Below are 17,044 nucleotides of genomic sequence, written 5' to 3'. Positions count from 1 at the left end.
ATTAAAGTTAACCATTCGGTCATTTTTGGTTGTTAGCGTGTCGCCCCTAATTCAACGACGGGGTAACAGAATGAGAACCTGGGATGAACCCAAGAAACGCAAGGCACACATCGAGTTGATCCCCATGATCGACGTGATGATGTTCCTCCTGGTGTTTTTCGTACTGGTGAGTTTGAACGTGATTCCGGCACTCGGCATGAAGACCCAGTTGCCCAGCGCCAGCAGCTCGCAACAACTCAAGCCGCAGAATAAATTCATCCTGACCCTGGGCCTGCAAGGCCAACTGCAACTCGACGGCAAGGACCTCACGGTCGACGCTCTGGTGCCGACGCTGAAGGCCGCAGAAAAGCCTGATACCAAGTCGACCATCATCGTCAACAGCGACAAAGGTGTGGAGGTTTCTCGCTTGGTGGAAGTCATGGACACCCTGCGCCTGGGTGGCTTTACCTCCGTGTCCATTGCCACGCGTAAGTCTTGATCATGTATGTACTGTTTCGTGCGCGTCAGCTGCTGGGCAGTGTCCCGGCCCTGATCGCCCTGGTGCTGATTGCACTGGGTATCCAGTCCCAACCGTTGAAAATCCAGCCGCAGTACGACGAGTCGGCGGTCGAGCTGGCCCTGGTGGAGCCGGAGCCTGAAGTGGTGCCCGAGCCTGTGGTCGAGCAAGCGCCGCCACCGCCGGTGATCGAGGACGAAGAGGCCGAACCCGCCCCGCCGCCACCACCGCCCAAGCCCTTGCCAAAACCTGAACCCAAGCCCAAGCCGGTGCCCAAACCCAAGCCCGTGGTGGCCGCCAAGCCCACGCCAACGCCTGCGCCAGTCGCACCCGTCGCGGCCAAGCCGGTCCAGGCCGCCGTTTCGCCGACACCTGCGCCGCCCGCGCCACCGGCACCGCCCAAAGTGGATGGCCAGGCACTGGAAGGCGGTTACCTCAAAGGGCTGCGCAACGAGCTGGACACTTACAAGCAATACCCCACCGGGCGCCAGGCGTCCCTCGAGCGCCCCAGTGGCGAGGTGGTGGTGTGGTTGATGGTGGATCGACAAGGCCGCGTCCTTGATGCCGGGATCCAGACCCCGGCGCCGAGCATGCTGCTCAATCGGGCCGCTACCAATAGCCTGCGCCGCATCAAGCAGGTCAAGCCGTTCCCCGAACAAGCCTTCGGTGGACGTAACGAACAACGCTTCACCGCCACCTTCAACTACAGCGTGCAATAAGCACCGACACCAGGACGACAGTGATGAGGTTCACACGTATTCATCTGGCACTTGTTGCCGCGACGAGCATGACCCACGGAGCGGTCATGGCAGCTACCAGCGACAGTGACGTCGGCACGATCGGAGTTCAAGGAGGCAAGGCGACCGCGGGGGGCGGTTACATGGTCCAGGAAGAGAGCGCCAAGGGCCGCTCGACCATCACCAAGGAAGCGCTGGACAAGCAAACCGCCACCGGCAACGCCATCGACAAGCTCAAGTACACGCCGGGCCTGAACATCTCCAGTGAGGACAACACCGGTCTGTCGGGCTTTCGCTTCACCATGCGCGGCATGAACTCCGACCAGGTCGGTATGTCGGTGGATGGCATGCCGATCAACGACTCCGGCAACTACGCGCTGTATTCCAACTTGTTGGGCGATCCGGAAAACATCGACCAGATCTTCGTCACCCAGGGCTCGTCGGAAGCCGACGGCCCGCACATTGGTTCCAGCGGCGGAAACATCGGTATCGTGACCATTCGTCCGACCAAGGAAACCGGTGCGTTCGTCAAACAAGTGGTGGGCAGCAACGCCACCCGCAAGACCTTTGCGCGCCTCAATACCGGCGAAGTCAACGGCCTCTCCAACTGGCTGTCGGCGTCCCACACAGAAGGCCAGATGTGGCGCGGCTCGGGCGCGGTGCGTGCGGACAAGGTGGAGTGGAACAGCTTTTTCGACGCCGGCAACGGCAACACCGCCAACCTGATCCTCAAGTACCACGAGCAGGACAACAACAGTTACAGCCAGCTGACCAAGGCGCAGTTCCAGCAGTTCGGCCGCAAGTATGACCCGTACCCGGCCAAGCCGGCGCTGGGCTCCAACGGCAAGATCAGCAGCTACTATGACCTGGCGCAGAACCCGTTCCAGACCTTCACCGCCGTGCTCAACACCCAGTACAAGCTGAGCGATAACCTGTCGCTCTCGGTGATCCCGTATTACTACTACGGCAACGGCAGCGGCGTGGGCTCCTCCGCCTATGCGCTCAACAGCGGCTCCAACAAAGGCGGCGTATTCGACCTCGGTAACCTGCCGACGCAGGCCCAATACAACGCTGACGGCTCCGCGACGACGGGCGTCTACTACCGCCCTTCGCGCACCCAGACCTGGCGCCCGGGCATCACCACCAAGCTGAACTGGGACTTGGGCGACCACAGCCTGCAATTCGGCTACTGGTACGAACGCGCCCGCCAAAGCCAGACCCAACCGTTCATTGCCCTCAAAAACAGCGGCAAGCCCAGCGACACCTGGCCGGACGCCAGCTCCGTGGTCGACGCCAACGGCAACACCGTACAAGGTCGCGACCGCTACACCGTGACGCCGGCGCAAAAAGTCTGGGCCCAGGACACCTGGTACATCAACTCGGACTGGACCCTGATCGCCGGCCTTGCCTACATGAATGTCGAGCGTGAGGGCACCAACCACGGCAGCCTCACCGAGCAACCGGGCAAGGCCAACCAGACTTACAACAAGCTGCTGCCCAACGCCGGTCTGAAATACCAGCTCGACGAACGTGACCAGTTGTTCTACAGCCTCTCGCGCAACATGCGTATCCCGCAGAACTACGTGCTGTACGACAAAGGCGTGGGCTCGCTGGACTCCAAGCCGGAACTGAGCTGGAACCAGGAACTGGGCTGGCGCTACACCGGCGAAGACATGACCCTCGCCGCCACCCTGTTCTACATGCAGTTCAAGAACCGCCAGCTCACTTCCCTGGACAGCAACGGCGATTCGGCCGACATCAACGCCGGCACCGTGATCAACAAAGGCCTGGAACTGGAGTGGAGCGGCAAGCTGCCGCACAACTTCAACTACTACACCTCCTACACCTACACCAGCTCCAAGCAGCAGGATGACCTGACCGTCTTCAGCGCCGGCAAACCGATCGTATTGCCCACCAGCGGCAAGCAGTTCGCCAACGTGCCGACCAACATGCTGGCGGCCAACATCGGCTACGACGACGGGCGCTTCTACGGCACCTTCGGCGGCAAGTTCACCAGCAAGCTCTACGGCGACCTGACCAACGACGAGGCCATTTCGGCGCGCACCGTTTTCAACCTCGGCGCCGGTATCTACCTGCCCGTGGACAAGAAAGTGGTCAAGGACGCCACCCTGCGCCTGAACGTCGACAACCTGTTTGACAAGAAGTACCTGGACGGCGTGTACACCACCAAGACCAACGCGGCGAGCTACAGCGGCTTCCGCGATGGCGACCCGGCTTACATCGTCGGCCTGGACCGTACCGTCACGGTTTCCCTGGAAGCGAATTTCTGATTAATCACCTGAGAGGAACACACTCATGGACATGGACCTGCTGCACCAAATCACCTTCTATGTGATGTACGCCGCGATGGCGATCGCGATCTTCATTACCATCGAACGGGGCATCTACTTCGCCTACGTGCGCCGCCAGGCCCGCGCCCTGACCGACGTGCTGGGCGCCAACGTACACAGCGAGCGCGACTTGCCAGAAAGCCTCACCCGCCGCGACAGCCTGCCCCTGAACATGGTGCTGCCGATCCTCGCGCAAAAGGCCTCCAACGGCTCGCGCAAGGACCTGGACGATGAAATCGAAACCCAGTACCTCAAGACCCGTGCGCCGCTGTCGCGCAGCCTGTGGATCATCGAGACCATCACCACCGCCGCGCCATTGCTGGGCCTGCTGGGCACCATCCTCGGCATCATCGACACCTTCAAGGCGCTGGCCAGTGCCGGCGTGTCCGATCCAGGCCAGATCTCCGGTGGTATCGGCACGGCCTTGTTCGCCACCGGCCTGGGTATCGCCATTGCGCTGTTCTGCGTGGTGTTCCACAACTTCTTCCAGGACAGCCTGGAGCGCATCAACGACCAGCTGAAAATCCTGCTGATCCGCGCGGCAACCGGCGCCCGTGTTCAGGGTGAAGTGCCGCACCTGGTGCCGACGCCGTTGCACACCCGCACGGCATGACCTTCAGGGCGGGCGCGTGATGCGCCCGCCTTTCTTTTTGCCCGATGAGACGCTTATGTCCCTCTCGATGAAGTTGCGTATCGCCGGCCTGACCGGCCTTCTGTTGAGTCCGCTTGCCCAGGCGGACTTTTCAATTCCAGGGTTTGAATTGGTACACACCGTGCCGGTGGACACCGCGCTGGGCACTGCCGACCTGCGCCAGCCGGGGCCGGTGTGGATCGAGTTGTTTGATGGCGCCAAAAGCAGCATTGATATCGGCCAGTTCTACGCCGCCGACCATCCCGGTTCGGTGATGGACAAGGTGATTGAGCACCTGGAAGCTGCCGGCAAACGGGGTGTGAAGATTCGCTTTCTGCTGGAGGAAAAAGGTATTCGGCTGTCGGAGGCGTCTACGCTGGAACGCCTGCGCGCAATTCCTAACCTGACGTTTCGCGTGCTGGCCTATAGGCAGTTGAGCGGTGGGATCATCCACGCCAAATACATGGTGGTGGACGGCAAGCAGGCGTTTGTCGGCAGTCAGAATTTCGATTGGCGCTCGCTGGAGCATATCCACGAGACCGGCTTGCGCATCAGCGATGCCAGCGTAGTCAGCCAGGTGCAGGCGATCTTCAACCAGGACTGGCAGGCCCAGGCCGCCCTCGCAGACAAACAACCTGTGCCGCTGCCTGCCGCAAGCCCGGAGCCTGCGCGCACCGGCAACTACCTGGTGGCCAGCCCGCAACGCTACAACCCGCCCGGCGTGGGCGACTCACAACTGGAACTGCCGCGCCTGCTAAGCGAAGCCCAGAAAGAAGTGCGCGTGCAATTGCTCGACTACGCACCGCTGTCCTACGGGCCGGATAGAACCCGCCCCTACTACGCAGTGATCGACAACGCCGTGCGCGCCGCCGCTGCGCGTGGGGTGTCGGTCAAGCTGATGGTGTCCAACTGGAACACCGACAAGCTGGAACTGCCCTACCTCAAAAGCCTGGCCGTGCTGCCTAACGTCGAGGTCAAGATCGTCACCCTGCCCGAGGCCAAACAAGGGTTTATTCCGTATGCGCGGGTGATCCACAGCAAGACCATGGAGATCGACGGGCAAGTGGCCTGGGTAGGCACCAGCAATTGGCTGGGCGGGTATCTGGATAACTCGCGCAATTTGGAGGTGGTGATGCACGACGCGGCGATGGCCAAGCGCATCGGGCAGTTGCACGAGCAGTTGTGGGATGGCCCGTATGCCAAGGCATTGGACGTGATGGCGAAGTATCCGGAGCCGCATCCGGGCAAACCTTGAGCACCCCTTTCAAACCTCACTGTAACCCTGTGGGTGCAGGCTTGTGTGGGAGCTGGATTGCCTGCGATGGCGGACTGTCAGTCGACAACTTCATTGCTGATCCACCGCTATCGCAGGCAAGCCAGCTCCCACATTTGGTTACTGGGCAACCCTGATACTTGAGTAGGACATTTCCCACATCGAGGCTCCCTATCCCGGCCTTGGTGATGGTAGTGTGTGGAAATGTTTCTGATAGATCGATCAGAAACCTCTTACTCACTGCCTGCAAAGGAATGCCTTTAGTCATGCACTTTCCACTCAAGAAACGGGTGGCTGCCACCCTGTTCGCCGCCACCTTCGCGGCCGTCGCCACGCCTGCATCCGCCACTATCAGCGTCGAACAAAGCACAGCCATCATCAAGCACTTTGGCGAAACCCCGGCCACTGATTTCCGTGGTTTCCTCGCCACCCTGGCCAAGGGCGACCTGGCAAAAACCGACGACGTCGGCCCAGCCATCGCAGCCTTCCTCGCCAACAAACCCCTGAGCGCCGACCAGCAGAACGAAATCAATCGCCTGCTGGGGATTTACACCCGCGTGAAGTACGGCAAGGCCGCCCTGGAAACCCTGCGCGAGCTGGTCGAGATCCCAACCTTCAACATCGACGGCCTGCCGCAGTACAAGAACCCGGAATTCCTCAAGATTGCCGACAAGATCCAGGGCCTGGCCAAAGCCTTCAACCTGACCTTCCGTAACGTCGACAACCGCGTGTACGAAATCTCCCTGGAAGGCAGCGGCGATGAAGTCGTCGGCATCCACGCCCACGCCGACGTGGTGCCAGTGACCCCGGAAAACTGGGTGCTCAAGGACGGCACCAAACTCGACCCGTTCAAGGTCACACTGATCGGCGACCGCATGTACGGCCGAGGCACCGAGGATGACAAGAACGGCATCGTGGTGGCGATGTATGCGATGAAGGTCATCAAGGAAGAAAAGCTGCCACTGGCGCGCAACTTCAAACTGCTGGTGGACACCACCGAAGAAACGTCCGGGGACGCCATTCCGTACTACTTCGAGCACAACCCGACGCCGCAATACAACCTGGCGCTGGATGGCGGCTACCCGGTGGTGATCGCCGAGAAAGGCTACGGCACCGTCATGGCAAGCTTCCCGGTGCGCAAAGGTGACGGCAAAGGCGCAGAGATCCTCTCGATGACCGGCGGCGCGGCCACCAACCAGATTCCTTCGGCGTCGGTAGCCACTGTGCTCGGCGACAAGCCCGCCGAGCTCGCAGCCAGCCTGCAGAAAGCCGGCGATGAATACGCCAAAAATAATGGCGGTGACTTCACCGTGGCGGCCAAGGTCGTGGGCAAAGAGGTCAAGCTGACGGTCACCGGTGTGTCCGCGCACTCGTCCGAGCCGGAAACCGGCGTGAACCCGGTTGCACGTATGCTGGAGCTGATCCACAGCGTCGACGGCAAGATTGCCCTCAAGCACAACCACATCACTGACGCCGCAAAATATGCCGCCGACAACTGGGGCCTGGATTACCTGGGCGGCAAGTTGGGCGTGGGCTTCTCCGATGCATTCATGGGGCCGCTGACCACTTCACTGACTTTTGTCGGCCAAGACGCTAAAGCCTTCAAACTGGCAGTGAACCTGCGCATTCCCAAGGGCAAGTCGCCGGAAAAACTCAAGGCCGAGATCGAAGAGAAAATCAGCGCCTGGGACAAACACACCAAAGTGGCCATGAATGTCACTTACTCGGTGGCCGAGCCGATGTATCGCAACCCTGAAGGTGAGTGGGTCAAAGCGCTGTTGGCCGTGGCCAGCGAAAACCTCGGCATGGAGCACAAGTTCGGCACCTCCGCCGGCGCGACCTCCGTGCATGAACTGCCCAATGGCGTGCAATTCGGCCTGGCGAAGCCGGACGTGAAGTACACCGGGCACACTGACGGTGAGTTCAAGACCGTCGAGCAGTTCCTGCTGGACCTGCAGATCGTCACGGAAATGATCGGCCGTGTGGGGCAACTGCCGAAGCTCTGATAAGCGCAGGTAAAAACCACAACGCCGATCAACATTGATCGGCGTTGTGGTTAAACAGGTTGGGCGTGCGGCCTAAAACATATCCATCGCATTGCACAGCTTGGCCTTCTCTACCGGCACGTTCTCCGGTTTCCCCGTCGGGTTCAGACGCTGCAATGCAATCAGGCACTGGCCACCGTCCAGCAGGATCAGTTCGTAATCTTGCCCGGCCTTGGGGGTGAAGTGAAAACTCTGCCTGCAGCTATAGGAATTGCCGCCGGAAACATAGCCCTCACTCTGGAAGTTCATGGCAAAAGGCTTGTTCGCCGGCACCTTCAGCTCGCTACGCGCCGAGCCTTGCGCCTCCACCCGGCGGTTGCTCTCGGGCATGCCCAGGCTGCGGCCATTATTCTGCCCCGCAAAGCCGGATTCGGACACAGCCATCACCCCGGCGCCAGGCACACGCCAGTCGATGCAATCACGGCCCGGCACGCCGCGCGCCATGCCATTGGTGATCACACGCAAACGTGCGGTATCCCCGGAGGTGGGTTCAACATAGGCCGTGTTGTAAGCACGGATATTGGAAATATTGCCGCAGCCACTCACGGCCAGGGCCAGGCCTACTATCAGAAACGCTCTCATGGACATCCTTTTTTTGAGGCTTAACGGCAGTGATAAGGGCTTTCGCTGCGCAGTTCCTCGCCGGTGCGGGCATCGCGAATGATGACCGTCGCCCCCGGCGCATTGAGGCAGAACGCATTGCGTATGGGGTAAATGTTATGGCCCTCGGCGGTGAAAGTGCCAAGCTTGGTTATCTGGGCGCCGGAGGCGTCGTGAGCCGTCACGGTGTATTCACCCGACATGGTCAGGCAGCCGCTGAGCGACAGCAGCAAGGTGGCGCAAATTGCATATTTCACAGGCGATGTCCCTATCGTGTTGAGTGACAAGCCCTTAAAAACAGGGCGGTTCTATTGGGTTTCATTGCGCCGACTCACAGGCCTTCAACGGTTCTTGGGTGCGCAATGCACAGACGTCAAAACCATCACGCCGGGTGTAGCCCGCGCGCTTCATACACACAAAGCGCTGCGCCCGCTCTTGGAAGCTGGCATTGGGATCGATGCCGGAGCCATTCTTCTCACCGCAAGCCAACATGGAGGCCAAGACATCCTTGCTGCTCGCGCCGGGTTTCTCCCATAAGTCCGCGTCAGCCGCCGGGGGCTGAAAGGGCTCGCTGAAACAGGCGGTGACGAGGGGAGCAAGCAGCAGCGCCAATGCCACAGGTTTAAGCCACATGATCAATCTCCTTATTTTCTCGGGCTGACAGGCACCAGTACCGGCTTGCCTTGCGGCCAATACCTTGCACAGGCTTGCGCACCGTTGCCATAACAGCTGTGCATGGTCGTATCACCGGTGAAGACATTGCCCAACTCCTTGAGCAAACTGCTGCCCTCAGGTATTACGCCGCCAGTACCCGGGTTATTGCCCATGAAGAACCATCTGCCCACCGGGTCGTTGTTATGAACTTCGTATTTAAGAACCATCTTCGCCTGTTCGACTGGGTCGGTGACTGCCGCACGGTTTTGCAAAAAGGCCAACTGTTCATCGGCGGTGTACACATTGAACGCCCCACCGAAGTTATACACCGTAGTCTTGCTGAGTAACCCGGCAGCATCAGGCATGTTGTAAATGGATTGTCGAGAGTTGCCACCGGTCATAGTGCCGCGACTGTGTTCAGTCAGGTGCAAGCCAGTGGCGCCATAGTCGAGCTGCAGCTGGCGCGAGGCCGCGGTGTAGTTGGTCAAGCCGAAAAAGTCGTTATCCATCGCCTTCTGATACCCGGCAATCAACAGCTCCGACATAGTATTGCCCGCCTTGGGAAACCACATGAAATACTGTGGCCCGGTCGCGCCAGGGTCGCGATGCTGAGCCGCGTATTTTGCCGCCGCTTTGTCGTCGTTGAAAATGCCATTGAGGGCTACGTTGACCACGTTGTTTTCATCCGCCTGCAGGTGTTGCCTTTCTGCATCACCCACTACACGGAACAACGGCTTGTGGTCCGCGTCTTCCTTCACATTGCCCTGTTCATCCAGCTCCAGTGCCAACATCTGTGGCGGCGTTTTGAACATGGTGCGATACGCCTCATCGGTAAACTGCACCCCTTGGCGATAGGCCTCATTCTTGATCGACTGCTCCGCCTCGGCGGTACGCTGCAGTTTGTCCAGGTCCTGACGCCCGGCGCCGACGTGGGAATGGGCAGTGTCACGGTTAAGGCTGGCCACCGTCTGGCTGGCATCACGGCCGGTCAATTGCTGCTGGCGGTAGGCATCGGTGATGAGGATATTGCCGGCACTCACCGCGCTTCGCGTGTTGCCCTCGGATGAGTCCGAAGCCTTGCCTGCATCCAGGTAGTTGCTGAACAAGGCCTTGCTGGCGCCGTACATGCCCTGGCCGACAAAGTCGCTGCTGAGGGTGAGCCCACTGCTGTCGGCGCTGGCTTTGGCGCTGTTGTGCAGGTCAGCGGTGGTCAATGAGCCGGTACTCACGCTGTTCTTGCCATCGGCAATCGCCTTGTCGTTGCTGGCGATCACGCCGCCCGCCAAGTGGGTGTTGCCCTTGACCCGGATATCAAAACCACCGTCGCCGGCCCGAATGCCGCTCTGCTCAGTGACGCTTTCAAAGTTGGATTTCTGAATGCCTTTGTTCTGACTCAACGTGAAGCTCGAGGAGCCGATGCAAAATGGCGGCACGCAAATACTCACGCCCACGCCCAGGCTAGTCTGTTTGGCCTTGTAAATACTGGTGTCCTGCAGGCTTTCGACGCTGAAATCAGCGCCCACATCGGCCGTGACTTGCTTGCCGCTCACCACTGCGCCCTTGAGTCGGGTATCGCCGCCGGAATCGAGCGAGACTTTATTACCGGCGTCCACATGGGTATTGCTCCAGACCACATCATCGCCATCGGCCTTGCCGCGGTTTTGGGACGCCCCGGCGTTAAAACTGATGCCAGTGGTTTGGCCGCCGATGGCAATGCCAATCCCGAGGCTGGCGTTGCTGCCCTTTTCGGTCGTGCGCTGTTGCACCGTGTTTTGCGCGGCCAGCAAGGCAATAGCGCCGTCGGCCTTGAGGTTAACGTCATGGCCGGCGGTGATCTGGCTGCCCTGTACGGTCAGGTTGCTGTTCTTGCCGGCGCCGGCCGCGGTAATGTTGACATCACCACCGGCCAACACCGACGAGCTGGCGGCCGAATTGGAGGTCTGCTTGGTTTTACTTTCCTTCTTGCTGGTGCCGGCCGAAATGCTGATATTGATGCCGCCGGCCATGGACGGGTCCTTGTCGTACTGGATATAGCCGTTGCCCGCCCCCATCAGGGTATTGACCAGCGCCAGGGTTTTGAGACGGCCATCATCGGTACGGTCGGACGCGGTTTTCATGCGCTGGGCGGTCTGCACGGCTTCGATCACCGGGTTGGTTACGGTAATCGTGAGGCCGCCTTGCTTGAACTTGGTCTCCTGGGTGATGTGCTGCTGGTCACGAGCCTCAAGGATATCGACCAAGCGCGCGGCAATGTTCACATCGCCCTTGGGCGCCGTCACTTGGCTACCGACCTGACGGTAGGCATTGCCGGCCAGGATACTCACGTTGCCATCGGTGGCGCCGATGGTGCTGGCCGCTGCCGTTTCACTGTCGGTACGGTTTTGGTCGCTGCGCTGCTGGCTGCCGATGGTCACCGCGATGGCGCCACCGCTGAACAGCCCGCTTTGCTTGACCTGCTTGAAGTGCTGTTCGCTGAGCTGGTTGGTGGCGGCCACCACATTCACATCGTGCCCGGCCACCAGGGTGGTGCCACTGGTGGAGACCACGTTACTGCCGCGCACATTCAAGTCATTGTCGGCCTTGACCCACGCGGTCTCGCCACTGAGGGTGGTGGCCTGGGCGCGGGTTTCACTCACGGTGTCGCGGGTTGTGGTGGTCTTGCTGGAGAACAGGCTGTTACTGCCGGTGACCTTATGGGCCTCGTCGACAAAGTTGTAGCTCTGGCTGGTGCTTAAATTGACGTCGCGGCCGGTCGAAACGGTGACCCCGCCCTGCTCGCTGACGACCTTGGCGCCTCGGGCATTGAGATCATTGTCCGCGATCAGGCGTACCTCGCCCTCACCCTGGATAACACTGCCGACATCGGTGCGGCTCGCGTCCTTGCGCCAGTTACTGGCGTTCCATTGCACGCTTTGTTCACGGCTCTGGGTCACCGTGCCCAGGTTGATATCGTGGCCAGCAACCACCGTGGTCTTGCCGTCCTTGCCGGAACTGACGATCTGTGCCGCACTCAGGTTGATATCGCGCGCCGCGTTCACCACCAGTTCGCCCTTGGCATCGGAGACAAACAACCCGGCAACCCGCGAAATACCCGTGGCGGTGCCCTGGGCACTTTCGGTGTTGCGCGTGGTGGACACCAGGTTGATATCGCGACCAGCAACCGTATTCAAGCGCGTGGTGGCATCGATCAACCCGCCGAGGTTGTTCAAGTCAGTGCGGGCCTTGACATCCACCTCGCCACCGGACAGGCGCCCGCCCAGGTTCTGCAGGTTGTCGGCGGAAATCGCCAGCACACTGCGCCCGGCGATCGTGCCGCGGTTAACCAGGTCGCCTTGTAGCTTGAGGTCGACGACGTTGCCCGCCATCAGTGCACCGGAGCCGTCCAGGTCGCCGTCGCGCACCCGCACATACACCTGCGGCACCAACGCCTGAGTCACGCTGCCATCGGCAAGGGTCACGTCCTTCTTGACCAGCCAGACGACATCGCTGGTCAATTGGGCCATTTGCTCAGGGCTGAGCGCCACACCCGGCACCAGGTTCCACTTGCCGGCGTAGGTCAGCGCACTGTCGAGCAACGCGCGGTACTGGGTTTCATCATTGGCGTAGCCGTCGAGGAAGCGTCTGCCGGTGAGTTGGGCGATCTGTTCGCGGATCAGTTTTTGCTCATAGAAACCATCACCCAGCCGCGTAAGGGTCAGGCCCGGATCCAGTTGCAGCCGGTCCAGCATGTAGTTGGAAGACAGCCAGGAACGATAACTGGTGAACCGTGGGTCGCTCTCCACCAGATAATTGGGGTTGGCCTGGGGGTTGAGGTGGAACAGGCTGTTGTCCGGCACCTGCACATTAAGCCCGCCGGTACGGATTGACTCACCCACGCCTCCCGCCGCCGTCGCTTGCAACGCTGCCACTTCCAGCACCGGGCCAGGCGCTCGGCCATTGCCCACATTGACCTTGGCCGCACTGGCACCGCCAGCAGCCTGATCGACGCTGCTGGTCAGGCGCGTGCCAAGTTGCAAACCGCTGCCGGTAGGGGTGGTGTTTTGCAGGTACTGGGTTGGCCGCAGGAAAATATCCGTGACGCTGGCGGCCGGGTTGTAGGCGGCTGTCGAACGGCCCTGACGGTCACGGCCCTTGCGATGGATACGATACAAATGGCTGAACGTGCCACTGTCCGTCACCGTCTGCTGCCCGGTGACTTCGGTGTTGTTGAGCTGTCCGATCGTGCCCACCAACGTGCCGCCGGCGATGATTCGGCTCTTGTCGTTCAACACCGAATTGGCAGTCAACAGCATTGAGCCGCCGGAAAGGATTTCACCCGGGTCCGAGGTGAGGATCTGGGTTTGAGTGGTGGTACGGGTGTAGTCGTAGCGGTTGTAGTTATCGGACACGCCCTCGGGGCTGACCAAGTGGCTGACTTCGTCGTTGTAGAGTGAGATCTGATCCGGGCGATAGCGATTGGCAGAGCCGGTGTGCTGGAACTCCTGGACGCCTTCGCGGCTGACCTCCACCACTTGCGTGCTGAAGTGCTCGTTGGTATTGCGCAACTCGGCACTGTTGAGGCTCAGCCCACCGAGCGCTTCGATGCTTGCGCTGGCGTTACGCACCAGCCCGGCCTGGCCGGTGGCCTGGCCCTGGGCATCCAGCGCGCCGCCGATCAACAGGTCACCGGCACTGAAAAGCATGGCGTGCTCACGGTTGACCAGCGTCCCGACGCCAATGTCCAGGCGTTCGCGCGCGGCGATCACGGCCGCGCGGGCATCTTCCACATCATTGGTCAGTTGCCCCGCCGCAATGGAGACCTGATCACCATAAATACGGCCGCTGCCAAGGTTGTTGAGCACCTGGGTATTGATCCGGGTGATCTGGGCATCGATCAAGCCACGGTTGTTCAGGGTATCTCCCACATCGAGGGTCACTTGCGCGGCACTGATCTCGCCATTGGCGCGGTTTTCAACGCCGTCGCTCGACACCCGCAATTGCTTGCCGGCCTGAACGCCACCCTGGTTGTCGAGCGTGCCTTGCAGGCTTAGTTCAAGATTACCGTTGGCTTGCACTTTGCCGGTATTGACCAACCCCGAAGCCAGGTTGAGGCTGATATCGCCCAGGCTCAACACGCGGCCATCGCCACCGAGGCTGGCGCTGGTGAGGCCGAGCCGTTCTCCGGCGATCACTGTGCCGGCACTGTTGAGCAGCGCCTGGTCGGCGCGGATCGACACTTGCTTGCTCGACGAGATCAGGCCCGCGCTGTTATCCAACTGCTCGGTAGTGTTGACGCTCAGCAACTGGTCGGCACGCATGGCCCCCGCGCGGTTAAGCAACTGCGCCAGGTTCAGGGCCAGCGACTGCCCCTCCACGCCCTGGTTGCTCCCTTGGGTCTGCTGGTTATCCAACTGCCCTGCATCGACCGTCAAGGTGCCCCCGGCACGCAGCAGACCGCCGACGTTATCGAGGCGACCGCTGCCGATGTCCAGCCGGGCGTTACCCAGGCTCTGCAACTGGCCACCGCGATTGCTCAGGCCGCCCGCCGTCAGCAGCAGGCTCTTTTCACTGCTGAGTACACCGGCGTCGAGGTTATCGACCTGCGCGGCATGGATCGCCACGTCGCCTTTGCTGCCGATAAAGCCGGCGGTGTTATTCAGGTTGCCGGTGCGCAGCGTGATATTGGCCTGCCCGAGGATGCCATTGGCGCTGCCCGAATCGGTGTTGGTCAACGTTTGCCCGTGGGTGTCGAGTGTGATCGCACCGTTACCCTGGATAAGCCCGGCCTGGTTCTTCAGCTCACCACTGCGCAGGTCCACGGTGCCGCTGCCGATAATGGCGCCGCGCTGGTTTGACAGGCCTTGCCCGGCACTGTCGAGCAACAGGGCCGCGCCACTGATCAACCCATCGTCGTTGTTCAGGCCCAGGCTGGTAATCGTCAGGCCTTGCTGGGCCTGCACCACACCGCCGATGTTATCAAACGCGCTCTGGCTCACCGTCAGCACCAGCGGCCCGCCGACCGAACCCACGGTGCCCTGCCGGTTACTCAGTGCGTCGGCGCTGACACTGAGTGCGCCAATGGCCGCCAGCGTGCCGTGATCATTGTTCACCTGCGCGCCGGACAGCGTGAGGCTGTCGCCTGCTGTGATCTTGCCTTGCGCGTTGAGCAACTGCCCGGTACTCAACTGTGCGCCCTTGGCGGCGGCCAGGGTGCCTGCACTGTTGTCCAACAGCGTATGCGCGGCGACCTTGAGGTTGCCGGCCACCGCCGCCTGAACCGTGCCGCCTTGATTGAGCAAGCGATCAGCCGTCAGGCTGATATCACTGTCACTGGCCACTGTGGCGCCGGTGTTGTCCAGCAGGCCCTGGGTGTTGATGCGCAACGTGCCCGCGCCGGTCTGCAGGATGTTGCCCTGGCGGTTGGACAGTTGGTTGGCGTCGATTTGAATCTGCCGGGCCACGGTGGTGGCGCCGTCCAGTACCGCGTCGGCGACGGTGACTTGCAGTAGACCATTGCTCTGCAGGCTGCCTTGGGCCCCCGTGAGCGACTGGCCCTGTAGGGTCAAGGTGCCCGCTCCGGCGTGTTCGATCCGGCCCTTGGCATTGGACAGGGCCGCACCCGACAGGCTCACGTCGGTCGCGTTACTGGCAATGCGCCCGCCGGCATTGTCGAGGCTGCCGGTCACGGCGATCACGGTGGCGCCCTTGCCCACCTGTACGATTTCACCTTGATGGTTGGACAGGCTGCCGGCCGCCAGTTGAATGCCTTCAGCATTGACCTTGGCGTTGTCGGTGGTCAGCGCCTGCTGTACCGACGTGTTCAACGTTGCCGTGGCATCCAATGCCGCACCGCTCAAGTCAGCGCCACCCGCGCGGGCAGTGAGCGTGACATTGCGCCCGGCGGTCTCACTCGCCTTGAGGTCGAGGCTCGCCGCGTCCAGGCGCAGATCGCCGGCGGCAATGGCCGAACCTTGATGCTTGAGGGTCTGGCTGGCACTGACGTGCAGCGCACCGTTGCCGCTGACCTTGCCATCGGCCGCCACGCCGGCCCCCAGCACAGATTTGCTGGCGTTGTTAATGGTACGTGCCGTCAGCGCCAAGTCCTGCTGCGCCGCGACCACACCCTGGTTGTTGATATCGCCACCACTGGTCAACGTCGCAGCGCCCTTGCTGTACAGCGAGCCGCTGTTGTCGATGCCCAACTGGCTGTGCACCTGCAGGTTCTGGCTGCTGCTGATTTGCCCGCTGTTACCCAGCCGGCCGTCAGCGCTGATGACCACGTCGCCGGCACTGGAACCGATTTGCCCGGCGTTACGCACGCCCAGTCCGGCTTCGGTGCCCACCAGCTTGATCTTACCGGCGTACATGCCGCCCAATTGCGCCACATCGATCGCGACCTGGGGCTTGTCGCCGGTACCGTTGATGGCCGTCGCCTGGGAGTTGTCGGCATTCACCTGATTGGCGCCAGTGGTGACCCGCAGGTCCTTGGCCCAGACCCCGGCGTTGACCTCGACCGACCGCGCGATCACATCGGTAAAGTCGGTCTGTGAGGCGTCCAGGCCCTTGCCGGAGATCACCACCTTGCCGCTTTCGACCCGGTAACCTTGCAGTTGGCCGTCCTGCATTTGCGCACTGCCACTGGTCAAGGTGGCGCGGTTGGCGTTGATAAAACCACAACCGTCACAGGCGATACCCGACGGGTTGGCGATCACCACCTGGGCACGGTCGCCGGCCACTTCGATGTAACCGCGCAGTTGGCTGGGGTTGCTGCTGTTGACCTCATTGAGGATCACCCGCGCCGTGCCGCCGGCCAGGTGTGCATTGCCCTCGATCCAGCCGCCGAGTTGAGTCTGGGTATTGGTGCGCGCGTTATTGAGGATCGCACCTTGGGCGTTGACGTCGAATTGGCTGTAGGTGTTACGCGACACCCCCGCCGCACTCGGGGCCTGGATGTTGACTTGGGGCACACCATTGGCAGCATTGATGATCACCGGCTGCTGGCCGACGGGAGCGCCACGGTCGGCGACGATGTCGCCCCAGGCCAGGGGTGAAGCCAGCGTGATCAGGCCCAGTGCCGCCATCAATGCAAACCGCAGGGGGCGCAAGGTCAATTCAGCGCTCAAGACCACTGGGGCAACGGCTGCGCCACGACCTGAGGCTTTTTTGCTCCCCAACACGTTTTCGGCCACTACCATCAGCAGGCCACGGGCTTTATTGAAAACGATCCTGTAGAGGTTTTTGTTCATGACGATCCCTGTGTCTTGAAAAGCGTAAAAAC

Annotated in this window: 10 protein-coding genes; 6 read left to right on the top strand and 4 right to left on the bottom strand. The window is 61.2% G+C overall.

The window, feature by feature from the left end; genetic code table 11:
* The first annotated feature begins 70 nt into the window (after positions 1-70).
* From ASE80_RS15170 to ASE80_RS15145, 6 genes are all read left to right on the top strand, one after another.
* The gene (locus tag ASE80_RS15170; protein WP_056859640.1) at positions 71-478 is read left to right on the top strand and encodes an ExbD/TolR family protein; all 408 of its coding nucleotides are present in this window, start codon (positions 71-73) and stop codon (positions 476-478) included.
* 2 nt (positions 479-480) lie between these two features.
* A complete protein-coding gene (locus tag ASE80_RS15165) occupies positions 481-1,215 on the top strand; it encodes an energy transducer TonB family protein (RefSeq protein ID WP_056859639.1) in 735 nt (244 codons plus the stop codon).
* A 23-nt stretch (positions 1,216-1,238) separates the two neighbouring features.
* Positions 1,239-3,524, top strand: coding sequence for a TonB-dependent receptor (locus ASE80_RS15160; protein ID WP_056859638.1), 2,286 nt, complete (start codon positions 1,239-1,241; stop codon positions 3,522-3,524).
* A gap of 25 nt (positions 3,525-3,549) precedes the next feature.
* Entirely contained in the window at positions 3,550-4,197 is a 648-nt protein-coding gene (locus ASE80_RS15155) for a MotA/TolQ/ExbB proton channel family protein (RefSeq protein WP_017136406.1), read from the top strand.
* Between the two features lie 55 nt (positions 4,198-4,252).
* The gene (locus ASE80_RS15150; protein WP_056859637.1) at positions 4,253-5,470 is read left to right on the top strand and encodes a phospholipase D-like domain-containing protein; all 1,218 of its coding nucleotides are present in this window, start codon (positions 4,253-4,255) and stop codon (positions 5,468-5,470) included.
* Between the two features lie 284 nt (positions 5,471-5,754).
* A complete protein-coding gene (locus ASE80_RS15145) occupies positions 5,755-7,494 on the top strand; it encodes a dipeptidase (protein WP_056859636.1) in 1,740 nt (579 codons plus the stop codon).
* A 72-nt stretch (positions 7,495-7,566) separates the two neighbouring features.
* On the opposite strand, the gene ASE80_RS15140 is transcribed toward ASE80_RS15145, so the two are convergent.
* From ASE80_RS15140 to ASE80_RS15125, 4 genes are all read right to left on the bottom strand, one after another.
* On the bottom strand, positions 7,567-8,115 hold the full coding sequence (locus ASE80_RS15140; protein ID WP_056859635.1) for a hypothetical protein: 549 nt from the start codon (positions 8,113-8,115) through the stop codon (positions 7,567-7,569).
* A gap of 20 nt (positions 8,116-8,135) precedes the next feature.
* Positions 8,136-8,390 carry a hypothetical protein gene (locus ASE80_RS15135; protein ID WP_040268219.1) on the bottom strand — a complete coding sequence of 85 codons (255 nt, stop codon included), beginning with the start codon at positions 8,388-8,390 and terminating at the stop codon, positions 8,136-8,138.
* 61 nt (positions 8,391-8,451) lie between these two features.
* Positions 8,452-8,766, bottom strand: coding sequence for a hypothetical protein (locus ASE80_RS15130; RefSeq protein ID WP_056859634.1), 315 nt, complete (start codon positions 8,764-8,766; stop codon positions 8,452-8,454).
* An 11-nt stretch (positions 8,767-8,777) separates the two neighbouring features.
* Positions 8,778-17,012, bottom strand: coding sequence for a two-partner secretion domain-containing protein (locus ASE80_RS15125; protein WP_056859633.1), 8,235 nt, complete (start codon positions 17,010-17,012; stop codon positions 8,778-8,780).
* Between the last annotated feature and the right edge of the window lie 32 nt (positions 17,013-17,044).

This window comes from Pseudomonas sp. Leaf15 (assembly GCF_001421425.1).
Classification (GTDB): domain Bacteria; phylum Pseudomonadota; class Gammaproteobacteria; order Pseudomonadales; family Pseudomonadaceae; genus Aquipseudomonas; species Aquipseudomonas salomonii.
This window is presented reverse-complemented; position numbering and strand designations above follow the sequence as displayed.

Coding starts and splice junctions, on each gene's coding strand:
- ASE80_RS15170 (WP_056859640.1), top strand. CDS start 71: ATGAGAACCTGGGATGAACCCAAGAAACGCAAGGCACACATCGAGTTG.
- ASE80_RS15165 (WP_056859639.1), top strand. CDS start 481: ATGTATGTACTGTTTCGTGCGCGTCAGCTGCTGGGCAGTGTCCCGGCC.
- ASE80_RS15160 (WP_056859638.1), top strand. CDS start 1,239: ATGAGGTTCACACGTATTCATCTGGCACTTGTTGCCGCGACGAGCATG.
- ASE80_RS15155 (WP_017136406.1), top strand. CDS start 3,550: ATGGACATGGACCTGCTGCACCAAATCACCTTCTATGTGATGTACGCC.
- ASE80_RS15150 (WP_056859637.1), top strand. CDS start 4,253: ATGTCCCTCTCGATGAAGTTGCGTATCGCCGGCCTGACCGGCCTTCTG.
- ASE80_RS15145 (WP_056859636.1), top strand. CDS start 5,755: ATGCACTTTCCACTCAAGAAACGGGTGGCTGCCACCCTGTTCGCCGCC.
- ASE80_RS15140 (WP_056859635.1), bottom strand. CDS start 8,115: ATGAGAGCGTTTCTGATAGTAGGCCTGGCCCTGGCCGTGAGTGGCTGC.
- ASE80_RS15130 (WP_056859634.1), bottom strand. CDS start 8,766: ATGTGGCTTAAACCTGTGGCATTGGCGCTGCTGCTTGCTCCCCTCGTC.
- ASE80_RS15125 (WP_056859633.1), bottom strand. CDS start 17,012: ATGAACAAAAACCTCTACAGGATCGTTTTCAATAAAGCCCGTGGCCTG.